Source organism: Aeromonas sp. 11P (assembly GCF_051920165.1).
Lineage (GTDB): Bacteria > Pseudomonadota > Gammaproteobacteria > Enterobacterales > Aeromonadaceae > Aeromonas > Aeromonas veronii.
In genome coordinates, this window is record NZ_JBQBDJ010000001.1 from 12795 (window position 1) to 26641 (window position 13847).

Genomic DNA, 13847 nt, shown 5'->3' on the forward strand with positions numbered 1-13847 from the left:
GTCGTCTTGAGAATGAGGCTTTTATGACTCCTGTAGTAGCCCTGGTGGGCCGCCCCAACGTGGGGAAATCCACCCTGTTTAACCGCTTGACCCGTACTCGGGATGCCCTGGTTGCCGATTTTCCCGGTCTGACCCGGGACCGTAAATACGGTCAGGCGAAGTTGGGCGAGCTGGAATTTATCGTGGTCGATACCGGTGGTATCGATGGCACCGAAGAGGGGATCGAGCTGAAGATGGCCGAGCAATCCCTGCTGGCCATCGAAGAAGCAGACGTCGTGCTGTTCATGGTGGATGCCCGTGCCGGTCTGACCGCGGCGGATCAAGCCATCGCCGAGCACCTGCGCAAGGCCCACAAGAAGGTATTTCTGGTGGCCAACAAGACCGACGGTATCGACGGTGATTCCGCGGTCTCCGAGTTCTACGGTCTGGCGCTGGGCGAGGTCTACCAGATCGCGGCCGCTCACGGTCGTGGCGTGCTGAGCCTGCTGGAACTGGCCCTGGCTCCCCATCTGGAGACCCTGGTCGACTCCGCTACCGATGAAGATGCGCAGGATGAGGAAGAGGAGGACTTCGACGAAGAAGCCCTGCTGCGCATGGTGGCTGCCGGTGAACTCGATACCAAAGAGGACACCAAGGAGACCCCGTTCGCCGACCTGCCCATCAAGTTCGCCATCGTTGGCCGCCCCAACGTCGGTAAATCTACCCTGACCAACCGTATGCTGGGTGAAGATCGGGTCATCGTCTATGACATGCCCGGCACCACCCGTGACTCCGTTTACATTCCGATGGAGCGTGACGAGCAGAAGTATGTGGTCATCGACACCGCCGGTGTACGTCGTCGTGGCAAGGTGCACGAGACGGTGGAGAAGTTCTCCGTTATCAAGACCTTGAAAGCCATCGAAGATGCCAACGTTTGCCTGCTGGTGATCGACGCCCAGGAGACCATCACCGATCAGGACTTGAGCATCCTTGGCTATGTGCTCCACGCCGGTCGCTCCGTGGTGTTGGTGGTGAACAAGTGGGATGGTCTGGATCAGAAGGTGAAAGAGGATGTGAAGAACGAGCTGGATCGTCGCTTGGGCTTCATCGACTTCGCTCGTGTCCACTTCATCTCCGCCCTGCACGGCAGCGGTGTCGGCCATCTGTTTGAATCCATTCAGGAGGCTTACCAGTCCGCCACCCGTCGTACCAGCACGGCCATGCTGACCCGCATCATGCAGATGGCGCAGGAAGATCACCAGCCGCCGATGGTCAACGGTCGCCGCGTCAAGCTCAAGTATGCTCACGCCGGTGGCTACAACCCGCCGCGCATCGTGATCCACGGCAACCAGCTGAACGACTTGCCGGACTCCTACAAGCGGTATCTGATCAACTATTTCCGCAAGTCCCTCAAGATCATGGGCTCGCCGATCCGGGTCGAGTTCCAGGAGTCGGTCAACCCGTTTGAAGGCAAGAAGAACACCATGACCCTGAGTCAGGAACGTCAGCGCAAACGCCTGCTGAAAATGAAGAAGAAATAAGTCCTTGCGGCTGCCCTCACCGGCAGCCGCTTTGTTATCCTCGCCATGTTAAGGTGAGGAATAAGGGGAGGGGGATCTGCCATGGAACAAGACCATGGCAGATCTACTTTTCGAGGAGTTGATTATGGAAGTCCTGCTTTGTCCATCATGCCAGGCTGAACTGGATACCCGCAGCAAGGAGCAAACCTGTGGCCAGTGCCAGGCCCCTGTTCGCGTCACGGCCATCTGCCCCACCTGCCAGCAGGAGCTGGAACGTCTCAAGGCGTGCGGCGCGGTGGATTACTTCTGCAACCACTGCAACTCGCTGATCTCCAAGCGGTCGGTACAGTTCAAGGCGGCGCTGGTGTAAGACAGTATTCAGGTGAGAAAGCAGATAAAAAACCCGGCGAATGCCGGGTTTATGCTGTGTGCTCTGCAATAAGCAGGGTATAGGATCGATTTCTGCGCCACAGGTTGCGCTTGATGTCATTAAGCTTGAGTTTGCGTCTGGGGCTCCAGCTGCACTTCGCTTTTCTGACCAGACTGATTTTTCTACGTTTTTGCATCTTGGTCTCCTCCCAACTCAGTTGGCCATCCCGGCCTTGGGTCATTGATGGAGCCCATCCGAAATTGCTGTTATTTAATCTCTCAACATAATGAAAACAATGCGATTTCGGATAGGCTCCGATGTGAATCGATGGTAACAGAGAAGTTTGCGTGAAAACAGCCGAATAGTGGCTGGTTAGCGCATGGTGATCTGATTGACCACTTCGGCGATGGCGGTGGGGCGCTCGGCCAGCTCGGGCTCGCTGTCGTTGTCGAGACTCTCCCGCTGATGTGCCTTCTGCTGCTCGTTGTCGAGCCAGAGCAGACTCTGGTAATACTGGCGCACGTTGTTGACATAGTTGCGCGCCTCGCTGCCACGGGCATAGCCGTAACGTACCTTGCGGTGCCAGCGCGCTTGCTGTAGCAGCGGCAGCACCTCTTTCACGTCGCTCCAGGCGTCAGGATTCTTGCCGAGCTCTTTGGTCAGGCGGCGGGCGTCCATCATGTGGCCGTAACCTATGTTGTAGGCGGTGAGGGCAAACCACACCTTCTCGTCATCGGGCACCGAATCCGGCACCTTCTCCATCATCTGTTGCAGATAGAGGGAGCCACCTTTGATGCTCTCTTCCGGATGAAGCCGGTCGTTGACTCCCATCGCCTTGGCGGTGGGCTCGGTCAGCATCATCATGCCGCGCACGCCGGTGTAAGAGCGGGCCTGCGGGTCCCAGTGGGACTCCTGATAGCTGATGGCGGCGAGCAGACGCCAGTCGATATTCTTGGCGTGAGTCTGGAACAGCGGCTGGTACTTGGGCAGCAGGCTCTTGGCGCGCTTGAGGAAGGTACGGGTATCGACAAAGTCGAAGTTCTGCACGTGGCCGAAGTACTTCTCGTCCAGCTTGGCGATAGCACCATCCATAAAGCGCTGACCGAAGAAGTCGATCACGCTGGCATAGAGGCTGTCATCGGGCAGCTTGCTCATGGCCCAGGCAACGGTCTGCTTCTGGGCCAGGGTCAGCCCCTCGGTGAGCTCCGGGTAGTAGCGCTGGGTACGGGCCAGCACGGTATCCTGCACCACCGTGTAGTCAATCTTGCCATCCACCACCTGCTTGAGCAGCTCCTCCACATCGGCGTTGTCGCTAGTGCTCCAGGTTAGTTTCGGATTCTCTTTGCTCATCTCTTTGAGCAGATCTTCACCGGTGGAGCCGGCGGCCACCACCAGCTTGCCCTTGATATCGTTCAATGAGGCCGGCTTGGGTTTGCCGTTGCGGTAGACCAGTTTGGGAGAGACCTGGTAGAAGCCCGGGCCGAAGCGAAACAGCTCGCGCCGTTCGGGGGTGACCATGATGGCGGCAGCCGCCAGATCGAGTTTGCCCTTTTTCAGCAGGGTGACCAGTTGGTCGGTAGTGTCGACCGGGATGATGGTGAGTTTCACCCCCAACCAGTCGGCATAATTTTGCGCCAGCTCGTAATCGAACCCCTGGGCGAGGTCGTCACGTTGGTAATAGGAGGTGGGACCATAGATGGTGCCAACCCGGATCTCGCCTCGCTGGCGGATCTGCTCCAGCTGGCTGGAGGGGCTATAGAAGTCGCAGCCAACCAGCGTCAGCGTCAACAACAGCCCGATAAACAGTCGAAAAATGCAGCGCAAGTAGGTGAGTACCTTTGTTGAAAAAATCGGCATTTGTCAAAAAAGAGGCACCTTTATACCAGAGAGTGTGCGCAGAGTCACACTGCACGAAGTGAGAAAAACGTTTGTCCGCTGTGAGCCAGATCCCTATAATACGCGCGTCTCAATTCCCCCCCACTTTAAAACTTGGTGAGAAAGGTCATATGGATATCTTGCGTGGTGCCCCAGCACTGTCTGATTTTCGTGTCCAAAAACTGCTGCAACGCTTCGCACAGATGAGAAATGAGAGTGGAGTAGAGAGCGGAGTAGAGATAGAGGATGTCTATGCCGAGTATGTGCACTTTGCCGAGCTGACAAGCCCCCTCTCTCCCCCCGAGCGAGCGACCTTGGGCCAGCTCTTGCGCTACGGCCCGAGCATCCCCGAACACACCCCCAGCGGTCAGCTGTTTCTTGTTACCCCCCGCCCCGGCACTATCTCCCCCTGGTCTTCCAAAGCAACCGACATCGCCCACAACTGCGGCCTGAAACAGGTCAAGCGGCTGGAGCGTGGTATTGCCTATTACCTGACCATCAAGGGGCAGGGTGAGCTGAATGCCGCCCAGCGCAGCGCCATTGCCGCCGTGCTCCATGATCGGATGATGGAAGTGGTGTTTGCCGAGATGAGCGAAGCTGCCGCCCTGTTTGCTCACCACGAGCCGCGCCCCTTCACCCAGGTGGATGTGCTGGGCGGTGGTCGCGCAGCCCTGGCCGAAGCCAACGTGGCGCTCGGTCTGGCGCTGGCCGACGACGAAATCGACTATCTGGTGGAGAACTTCACCAAGTTGGGTCGCAACCCCAACGACATCGAGCTCTACATGTTCGCCCAGGCGAACTCCGAGCACTGCCGTCACAAGATCTTCAATGCCGACTGGACCATCGATGGCGAGCAGCAGCCCAAGTCGCTGTTCAAGATGATCAAGAACACCTTCGAGCAGACGCCGGATCATGTCCTCTCTGCCTATAAAGACAACGCCGCCGTGATGGAAGGGAGCCAGGGTGGCCGCTTCTTCCCGAGCCCGGCCAACGGCGAATACCAGTATCACCAGGAACAGGTTGACATCCTGATGAAGGTGGAGACCCACAACCACCCGACCGCGATCTCCCCGTTCCCGGGCGCAGCCACCGGCTCCGGCGGCGAAATCCGCGACGAGGGAGCCACCGGTCGCGGTGCCAAGCCCAAGGCGGGTCTGGTCGGTTTCTCCGTCTCCAACCTGCGCATTCCCGGCTTCGAGCAGCCCTGGGAGCAGGATTTCGGCAAGCCGAGCCGTATCGTCAGCGCCTTCGACATCATGCAGGAGGGGCCGCTCGGCGGTGCCGCGTTTAACAACGAGTTCGGCCGTCCGGCCATTCTCGGCTACTTCCGTACCTTCGAAGAGGAGGTGCCGAGCCACAACGGCGTCGAGGTGCGTGGCTACCACAAACCCATCATGCTGGCTGGCGGCATCGGCAACATCCGCACCGAACATGTCCAGAAAGGGGAGATCCCGGTCGGCGCGGCGCTGATCGTGCTGGGCGGCCCGGCGATGAACATTGGTCTGGGCGGCGGTGCCGCATCCTCCATGGCCTCCGGCCAGTCGGCCGAAGATCTCGACTTTGCCTCGGTGCAGCGTGACAACCCCGAGATGGAGCGCCGTTGCCAGGAGGTGATCGATCGCTGCTGGCAGCTGGGTGACGACAACCCCATCGTCTTTATCCATGACGTGGGGGCGGGCGGTCTCTCCAACGCCATGCCGGAGCTGGTCAACGACGGTGAGCGCGGTGGTCGTTTCGATTTGCGCGCCATCCAGAGCGACGAGCCGGGCATGAGCCCGCTGGAGATCTGGTGCAACGAATCCCAGGAGCGTTACGTACTGGCGGTAGCGCAGGACAAGCTGCCGTTGTTCAAGGCGCTGTGCGAGCGTGAGCGCGCACCCTATGCAGTCATCGGCACCGCGACCGAAGAGAAGCATCTGACCCTCTCTGACAGCCACTTTGACAACCAGCCCATCGATCTGCCGCTGGACGTGCTGCTCGGCAAGGCCCCCAAGATGCACCGCGACGTGGTGACTCTGCCTGCACAAGGCAAAGCGCTCCAGCTCGATGGCATCACTTTGAGTGACGCAGCCGAGCGGGTTCTGCGTCTGCCGACCGTGGCGGAGAAGTCCTTCCTTATCACCATCGGCGATCGCAGCGTGACTGGCTTGGTCAATCGCGATCAGATGGTTGGCCCCTGGCAGATCCCGGTGGCCGATTGCGCCGTCACCGCTGCCACCTACGACAGCTATCACGGCGAAGCCATGTCCATGGGCGAGCGTACCCCGGTGGCGCTGCTCTCCCACGCCGCCTCCGCTCGCATGGCGGTGGCGGAAGCGCTTACCAACCTGGCGCCGGCCCACATCGGGTCGCTGAAGCGGGTCAAGCTCTCCGCCAACTGGATGGCCGCTGCCGGTCACCCGGGGGAAGATGCCGGTCTCTATGAGGCGGTCAAAGCGGTGGGCGAGGAGCTCTGCCCGGCCCTTGGCATCACCATTCCTGTGGGCAAGGACTCCATGTCCATGAAGACCCGCTGGCAGCAGGATGGCAAGGAGCACAGCGTCACCTCGCCGCTCTCCCTGCTCATCTCCGCTTTTGCCCGGGTCGAGGATGTGCGCAACACCGTCACGCCACAGCTGCGTACCGATCTCGGTGAAACCGACCTTATCCTCGTCGACCTTGGCAATGGCAAGCAGCGCCTCGGCGCCTCGGCACTGGCGCAGGTCTATCGCCAGCTGGGTGACAAGGCGCCGGATCTCGACAATCCGGTCCAGCTCAAGGGCTTCTTCAACGCCATTCAGGCGCTGGTGGCCGATCGCAAACTGATCGCCTATCACGACCGCTCTGACGGCGGCCTGTTCGTCACCCTGACCGAGATGGCGTTTGCCGGTCACTGCGGCCTCGACATCCAGCTCGATCGTATCGGCGGCGAGCTGCTGCCGGCGCTGTTCAACGAAGAGCTGGGCGCCGTCATTCAGGTGCGTCGTGAAGATAAAGAGGCGGTGATGACCCTGCTGGCCGGGCACGGTCTTGCAGCCTGCTCCCATGTGCTCGGTACCGTGCGAGAAGGGGATCTCATTACCCTGCAGCGGGGCGGTCAGGAGGTCTATCGTGCCAGCCGTACCGCACTTCGCACCATCTGGGGCGAGACCAGCTGGCAGATGCAGCGCCTGCGCGACAATCCGGCGTGCGCCGACAGTGAGCACGCGGCCCGTCAGGACGCCACCGATCCGGGTCTGCATGCCAAGCTGACTTACAACCCGTCCGAGGATGTGGCGGCACCTTACATTGCCCGCGGGGTCTCCCCCCGTCTGGCGGTGCTGCGCGAGCAGGGAGTCAACTCCCATGTGGAGATGGCGGCGGCGTTCGATCGTGCCGGTTTCGCGGCGGTCGATGTCCATATGAGCGATATTCTCTCCGGTCGCATCAAGCTGGAGGAGTTCCAGACCCTGGTGGCCTGTGGCGGCTTCTCCTACGGTGACGTGTTGGGTGCCGGTGAAGGCTGGGCCAAGTCCATCCTGTTCAATGACAACGCCCGCGAGCAGTTCCAGCGCTTCTTCGAGCGCGGCGATACCCTCTCTCTGGGTGTCTGCAACGGTTGCCAGATGATGTCCAACCTGCGAGACCTCATCCCGGGTGCCGATCTCTGGCCGCGCTTTGTGCGCAACCGCTCCGAGCGCTTCGAGGCCCGCTTCAGTCTGGTGCAGGTACAGGAGTCACCGTCGGCCTTCTTCGCCGGCATGGCAGGCTCCGTGATGCCCATTGCCGTCTCCCACGGGGAAGGGCGTGTCGAGGTGCGCGATGCTGCTCACCTGAGCGCACTGCAGCAGAGCGGTCTGGTAGGGCTGCGCTTTGTCGACAACCGTGGCAGCGTGACCGAGCAGTACCCTGCCAACCCGAATGGCTCGCCGGATGGTATCACTGCCGTGACTACCACCGATGGCCGAGCCACCATCATGATGCCGCACCCGGAGCGGGTGTTCCGCACCGTGGCCAACTCCTGGCACCCCGACAACTGGGGCGAGGACGGCGCCTGGATGCGGATGTTCCGCAACGCCCGGGTTCGTCTGGGTTAATAGAGAGAGCACCAGCGCATAAAAACAGAAACCGGCCAATTGGCCGGTTTTTTTATGGTTCAACTGAGTGAGTCAGACAGGCGAGATGCCCAGTCAACCAATGGCTTCGTCGCCCAGTACGTTGATGAGGGGAGAATCGATTCAAGCCCTGTAAATGGTTTAAGGGGAAGGGCTCGATAAAAAAACCGGCAGCCAAGGCTGCCGGTTTTGCGGGTAATGGTGAGGGGGAACGTCTGTGAAGGTTACTGCAATACCACGTGCTGGAACCCTTGTACCAGGCTGATGACCGGCTGGGGATAGAGCCCCAGCAACACCACTAGGGCGGCAGAGAGCAGCACTACCACGCCACCGGAAGAGAGTGCCCAGTCGGCACTGGCATCCCGCTGCTGCATGCCCGGTTCGCGCAGATAGAGGGTCACCATCACCTTGAGGTAGTAGTAGAGACCCAGAGCGCTGCCGAGCACGATGGCACCGGAGAGCCACCAGAGCTGCGCCTCGACGGTCACACCGATGAGGTAGAACTTGCCGATAAAGCCGAGCGTCATCGGAATACCGGCCAGAGATAGCATCATCACCGTCAGCACGGCTGTCAGGTAAGGGCGCTTCCAGAACAGGCCGCGATAGCTGTGCAGGGAGTCAGCATCTTTGCCGCGATAGGGGCTCGACATCATGCTCACCACGCCAAAGGCACCCAGACTGGTGAAGAGATACATCAGCAGGTAGACCCCGGCTGCTTCCACCGGCATCTGGCCGATGCGGCTCGCCACGATCACCGCCAGCAGGTAACCGAAGTGGGAGATGGAGGAGTAACCCAGCATCCGTTTGACGTTGGTCTGCACCAGTGCCAGCAGGTTGCCGACCAGGATGGAGATGACCGCCATGGCAGCCAGCAGCCAGTGGATCATGGGATCGCTTGCCGCCGGTACCGCCAGATAGAAGCGCAGCAGCACGGCAAAGACCGCCACCTTGCTGACGGTGGCGAGGAAGGTGGCGACCGGTGCCGGGGCACCTTCATAGACATCCGGGGTCCAGAGGTGGAAGGGGGCCAAGGAGAGTTTAAAGGCAAAGCCGACCAGCATTAACCCCAAACCGCCCATCAGCAGTGGGTGGTGAGCCGGGCTCTCGGCCAGGGTCTGCCCCAGGGCGGCAAAGCTCAGGCTGCCTGCCTGGGCATAGAGCAGCGCCATGCCAAACAACAGGAAGGCGGTGGCGGCGGCAGAGAGCACCATGTATTTCACCGCGGCTTCCAGCGAGTGGCGCTCGCGGTAGGCGTAACCCACCAGACCGAACATTGGCAGGGTCAGCATCTCGATCCCGATAAAGAGAGAGGCGAGGTGACGGGAGCAGGCCAGCACCAGACCACCAGCGGTGGCGATCAGCAGCAGCAGGAAGAACTCCTCCCGGTTGTCCGGGTAGGCTTTCAGCCACGACTGGCCGAAGGTGCAGGTGGCTAGGGCGCCTATCACTACCAGTCCCATGTAGAAGACGGCGTAACTGTCCACTTGCAGCAGCGGGGTGACCCCCTGGTCCCCCTGCGCCATCACGATGGGCAGCGAGAAGAGCGCCAGGTTGAGGCCAACAATGGTCACGGTAAAGGCGGTAGTGACACAGCGGCGCCAGGCGATGGCCAGCATCAGGGCCGCCATGGCCCCGGTGGTCAACAGCAGGGGAAGCAGTGCCAGCAGTTGGGAAGCGGAGAAAGTCATTGCAGGGCTCCAGCAGTCGGCAGCAGATACCAGTGCAGCACATTGATGAGGCTGCTGCTGGCGGTATCAATCACGGGTTGGGGATAGAGGCCAAGCAGAACCAGCAAGCACGCGATCACCATCATCATGGTCAGCTCGCGGCGATCCAGTCCCTTGAGCACGCTCTCATCCTTGGTAGGGCCAAAGCAGGCGCGCTGCAACATGATGAGGGAGTAGACCGAGGCCAGTACCAGACCGAAGGTGGCGACCGCCGTGATGACCGGGGCAACCTGGAAGCTGCCGACCAGGATCAGGAACTCGCCGACAAAGTTGCCAGTGCCCGGCATGCCGAGCGACGCCACCGAGAAGAAGAGCATCACGCCGGGCAGATAGCGCAGGCGCCCCCACAGGCCGCCCATCAGGCGCAGATCCCGAGTGTGCAACCGCTCGTAGAGCTGACCGCAGAGGATAAAGAGGCCGGCAGCGGAGAGACCGTGGGCGATCATCTGCACCACGGCGCCCTGCAGGGCCACTTCGCTACCCGAGTAGATGGCGATCATCACAAAGCCCATGTGGGAGATGCTGGTGTAGGCCACCAGCCGTTTGATGTCGGTCTGGGCAAAGGCCACGATGGCACCGTAGACGATCCCGATCAGGCCAAGCACCATGGCGTAGGGAGCAAATTCGGCGGACGCTTCGGGGAAGAGCGGCAAGGCAAAGCGCAGCAGACCGTAGGCGGCGGTTTTGAGCAAAATACCGGCGAGATCCACCGAACCTGCGGTCGGCGCCTGACTGTGGGCATCCGGCAGCCAGCCGTGCAGCGGTACCAGCGGCATCTTGACCGCGAAGGCGATAAAGAATCCCAGCATCAGCAGCCACTGAACGCCCTTGCTCATCGGTGTATTGAGCAGCTCCAGATAGTTGAAGGTGAAGACTCCGGTGGCATGCTGGTGGGTCAGCACCAGCCCGATGATAGCCACCAGCATGATAAGGCCACTCACCTGGGTGTAGATAAAGAACTTGGTCGCGGCGTTGATCCGTGATTTGCCGTCAGTGACCGAGTGGCCCCAGAGCGCAATCAGGAAGTACATGGGAACCAGCATCATCTCCCAGAAGAAGAAGAAGAGGAACAGATCCAGCGCCATAAAGACCCCGAGCACGCCGCCCAGGATCCAGAGCAGGTTGAGGTGGAAGAAGCCGATGCGCTGCACGATCTCTTTCCACGAACAGAGAATGGCCAGCACCCCGATAAAGCAGGTGAGGATCACCATCAAGAGCGACAGGCCATCCACAGCCAGATGCAAAGAGATGCCGAAGCGGGGGATCCACGGCAGGCGCCACTCGGCGGCCCAGGCGGATGCAGCACCGGAGACGCCCGCGCTGTCGAGGCCCGTGGTGGCAAGGGAGAAGTCTCCACTTAGCCAGATGGCACAGGAGAGCAGCAGGCTGGCGCTCATGGAGAGCAGGGCTACCCAGCGGACAAACGGCCCGCCGAGACGCTCCATCTGCCAGCAGAGTAAGCCGCCGATAAAAGGAATTAGCAAGATCCAGAGTAAGGTCACGGTATCAGCTCTCGTTCAAGTTCATATGAGATTGCGCTCCCTGTTCCATCAGGGAAAGCAAACAGCCTGGCTGTATGATTGTCCGGTTGTTCATCGCGTTACCCCAGCAGCAACAGCGCCAGCACCAGCACGGCGCCGATCCCCATGGAGGCGGCATACCAGCGCAACTTGCCGGTCACGGTCCAGGCCAGCAGCTGGTTGCCACGCAGGGCAAGCCAGGCGGGCAGGCCCATCATCCAGTCCAGCGGATCCTGCCCGACCAGACGGGTTGCCAGCAGATAGGGTTTGACCCACAGCTGGTCGTAGAGCCAGTCAAAGCCCCAGGCATTGAACCAGAGGGTGCTGAGCAGGCGACCCGGCGCACTGTTGGCAATGGAGGTGGCCAGACGGCGCTCACCAAGGAACAGAAACGCGGCCAGCGCAATGCCGGCAATGGCGATGATGCCGGAGGCTACCTCCAGCGCATGGCGACCCTCTTCTATATGGTCCCCCGGGCCTGCGGGTAGTACACCTGCCAGTGGCGGGGTGATCAGCGCGCCTATGCCGGTGGAGAGCACCAGCAATACCAGCAGCGGCAGATGGTGAGCCAGACCGTGGCCCGCATGGGCTTTGGTCTGCTCTTTGCCATGGAAGGCGATAAAGATCAGCCGAAAGGTATAAAGCGAGGTGAGGAATGCCCCTACCAGACCTGCCCACAGCAGCGCGCTTTGGCCAGAGGCTTCTACTTGCCACAGGATGGCGTCCTTACTGTAGAAACCGGAAGTGACCAGCGGCAACGCCGCCAGCGCCGAGCCCCCCACCAGGAAGCAGGCATAGACCAGCGGCAAACTCTTGCGCAGGCCACCCATCTTGAAGATGTTCTGCTCATGGTGGCAGGCAACGATAACGGCACCGGCGGAGAGGAACAGCAGCGCCTTGAAGAAGGCGTGGGTCATCAGGTGGAAGATTGCCCCTTCCCATGCGCCGACACCGAGAGCCAGAAACATGTAGCCAATCTGGCTCATGGTGGAGTAGGCGAGGATCCGCTTGATATCGGTCTGAACCAGCGCGGCAAAGCCTGCCAGCACCAGGGTGATGGCGCCAACCAGCCCGACCAGATGGAGGATCTCTGGCGCCAGCAGGAACAGGCCGTGGGTACGGGCAATCAGGTAGACACCGGCGGTCACCATGGTGGCGGCATGGATCAGCGCTGAGACAGGGGTCGGGCCTGCCATCGCATCCGCCAGCCAGGTTTGCAGCGGCAGCTGTGCCGATTTGCCGACCGCGCCGCCCAGGAGCATCAGGCAGGCCAGCGACAGGGCAGGGGAGCCCTCGGCAAACATGATGGGCGCGCGCACCAGCAGCTCGTGGATATTGAGGGTGCCCAGTTCCCGATAGAGGATAAACAGGCCGATGGCGAGGAAGACATCACCCACCCGGGTCACGATAAAGGCCTTGAGGGCCGCCGCGCCGTTGTTGCGATCCTTGTAGTAGAAGCCGATCAGCAGGTAGCTGCACAGCCCCACCCCTTCCCAGCCGAGGTAGACAAACAGCAGGTCATCGGCCAGCACCAGAAATAGCATGCTGGCGATAAAGAGGTTGGTGTAGGTGAAGAAGCGGGAGTAGCCCTCTTCCCCGCGCATATACCAGGAGGCGAACAGGTGGATGAAGAAACCCACCCCGGTCACAACTCCCAGCATGGTCAGCGACAGGCCATCCAGTGCCAGTGAGAAGCTCGGGGTAAAGTTGCCCACCGCCATCCACTGCCACAGGCGCTGGACATAGACGCCCCCCTCGGGCGGGTTGCCCACAAAGTCGATGCCCACCCACAGGGTAGTGAGGGCCGACAGGCCAATGGAACCCACCCCGATCAGCGCCGAGGTACGCTCGCCAAACCGGCCGAGGGAGAAGGCCAGCACCAGCCATCCCAGCAGCGGAAATAGAAAAGTCAGATATAAGAGGCTCATCCGCGCATCTCGCTCACAGTGTCCACGTTCAGGGTGTGGTAACGACGATAGAGCAGCAGTAACAGGGCGAGGCCGATACTGGCCTCCGCTGCCGCCAGAGAAATCACCAGGATATACATGATCTGGCCATCGGCCTGGGCCCAGCGGCTACCTGCCACCACAAACGCCAGTGCCGAGGCATTCATCATGATCTCGATACTCATCAGGATGTAGAGCAGGTTGCGGCGGATCAGCAGACCGCACAAGCCGATGCAGAAGAGCACCGCGGCCAGCAAAAGCCCGTGCTCCATAGGGATTCCATTCATTGCTGACCTCCTTCTTGTGCAGTGCGGGATGCGGAGCGCGGGACGGAGAGCACTTCACCGCTCTTGTCTTCCCGACCCAGGTGATAGGCGGTCACTAGACCCGCCAGCAGCAGGATGGAGGCGAGCTCCACGGCCAGTACATAGGGGCCAAAGAGTTCGATACCGACCTGCTTGGCGGTCACCTCGGTCACTCCGATCAGGCCCCCGGTCACCCCGAGAATGCCGTGGCCCAAAAAGCCCAGCAGGATCAGCGAGAGCAGGGCAGGGCCTACCCAGGTCATGGGGGTGAGCCAGTTCTTCTCCTGCGCCTGCGCTGAACCCAGGTTCAGCATCATCACCACGAACACGAACAGCACCATGATGGCGCCGGCGTAGACGATCACCTGCAGGGCGCCCGCAAAGGCGGCGCCCAGGCAGAAGAAGATCATGGCCACGGCGATGAGGGAGATGATGAGATTGAGCAGCGCATGCATGGGATTGCTGGTGCTGATCACCCGCAGCGTGCTGTAAATGGCCACCAGGGCCGAGGCATAAAATGCCAGTTCCATGA

General features: G+C 60.8%; 9 protein-coding genes. 3 read left to right on the top strand and 6 right to left on the bottom strand.

Annotated features, from left to right (window positions below; translation table 11 throughout):
* Positions 1–23: 23 nt before the first annotated feature.
* A complete protein-coding gene (der, locus tag ACTG1P_RS00065) occupies positions 24–1520 on the top strand; it encodes a ribosome biogenesis GTPase Der (protein ID WP_005333794.1) in 1497 nt (498 codons plus the stop codon).
* 124 nt (positions 1521–1644) lie between these two features.
* Positions 1645–1869 carry a zinc ribbon domain-containing protein gene (locus tag ACTG1P_RS00070; RefSeq protein ID WP_031227524.1) on the top strand — a complete coding sequence of 75 codons (225 nt, stop codon included), beginning with the start codon at positions 1645–1647 and terminating at the stop codon, positions 1867–1869.
* Positions 1870–2241: 372 nt separating this feature from the next.
* Here the strand turns inward: ACTG1P_RS00070 and mltF are convergent, their stop codons facing one another.
* Complete coding sequence (mltF, locus tag ACTG1P_RS00075; RefSeq protein ID WP_421289913.1) at positions 2242–3726, bottom strand: membrane-bound lytic murein transglycosylase MltF; 1485 nt, start codon at positions 3724–3726, stop codon at positions 2242–2244.
* A gap of 149 nt (positions 3727–3875) precedes the next feature.
* Between mltF and purL the strand changes: the two genes are divergently transcribed.
* On the top strand, positions 3876–7799 hold the full coding sequence (gene purL, locus ACTG1P_RS00080) for a phosphoribosylformylglycinamidine synthase (protein WP_440000152.1): 3924 nt from the start codon (positions 3876–3878) through the stop codon (positions 7797–7799).
* A 242-nt stretch (positions 7800–8041) separates the two neighbouring features.
* On the opposite strand, the gene nuoN is transcribed toward purL, so the two are convergent.
* The 5 genes from nuoN to nuoJ form a co-directional block, all read right to left on the bottom strand.
* Complete coding sequence (gene nuoN / locus ACTG1P_RS00085) at positions 8042–9505, bottom strand: NADH-quinone oxidoreductase subunit NuoN (RefSeq protein WP_440000153.1); 1464 nt, start codon at positions 9503–9505, stop codon at positions 8042–8044.
* On the bottom strand, positions 9502–11046 hold the full coding sequence (gene nuoM / locus ACTG1P_RS00090; RefSeq protein WP_440000154.1) for an NADH-quinone oxidoreductase subunit M: 1545 nt from the start codon (positions 11044–11046) through the stop codon (positions 9502–9504). The genes nuoN and nuoM overlap by 4 nt, the downstream gene beginning before the upstream one ends.
* A 98-nt stretch (positions 11047–11144) precedes the next feature.
* Positions 11145–12992, bottom strand: coding sequence for an NADH-quinone oxidoreductase subunit L (gene nuoL, locus ACTG1P_RS00095; protein WP_440000155.1), 1848 nt, complete (start codon positions 12990–12992; stop codon positions 11145–11147).
* Positions 12989–13297 (bottom strand): NADH-quinone oxidoreductase subunit NuoK, encoded by a 309-nt coding sequence (gene nuoK / locus ACTG1P_RS00100; protein ID WP_005337247.1) that lies wholly within the window; start codon positions 13295–13297, stop codon positions 12989–12991. Before nuoK ends, nuoL begins: the two co-directional genes overlap by 4 nt.
* Positions 13294–13845, bottom strand: a complete 552-nt coding sequence (gene nuoJ / locus ACTG1P_RS00105) for an NADH-quinone oxidoreductase subunit J (protein WP_440000156.1) — start codon at positions 13843–13845, stop codon at positions 13294–13296. Before nuoJ ends, nuoK begins: the two co-directional genes overlap by 4 nt.
* Positions 13846–13847 lie beyond the last annotated feature (2 nt).

What these genes read in the sequence shown, in the direction of transcription:
- purL (WP_440000152.1), top strand. Translation starts at nt 3,876, where the DNA reads ATGGATATCTTGCGTGGTGCCCCAGCACTGTCTGATTTTCGTGTCCAA.
- der (WP_005333794.1), top strand. Translation starts at nt 24, where the DNA reads ATGACTCCTGTAGTAGCCCTGGTGGGCCGCCCCAACGTGGGGAAATCC.
- nuoK (WP_005337247.1), bottom strand. Translation starts at nt 13,297, where the DNA reads ATGAATGGAATCCCTATGGAGCACGGGCTTTTGCTGGCCGCGGTGCTC.
- nuoN (WP_440000153.1), bottom strand. Translation starts at nt 9,505, where the DNA reads ATGACTTTCTCCGCTTCCCAACTGCTGGCACTGCTTCCCCTGCTGTTG.
- mltF (WP_421289913.1), bottom strand. Translation starts at nt 3,726, where the DNA reads ATGCCGATTTTTTCAACAAAGGTACTCACCTACTTGCGCTGCATTTTT.
- nuoL (WP_440000155.1), bottom strand. Translation starts at nt 12,992, where the DNA reads ATGAGCCTCTTATATCTGACTTTTCTATTTCCGCTGCTGGGATGGCTG.
- ACTG1P_RS00070 (WP_031227524.1), top strand. Translation starts at nt 1,645, where the DNA reads ATGGAAGTCCTGCTTTGTCCATCATGCCAGGCTGAACTGGATACCCGC.
- nuoJ (WP_440000156.1), bottom strand. Translation starts at nt 13,845, where the DNA reads ATGGAACTGGCATTTTATGCCTCGGCCCTGGTGGCCATTTACAGCACG.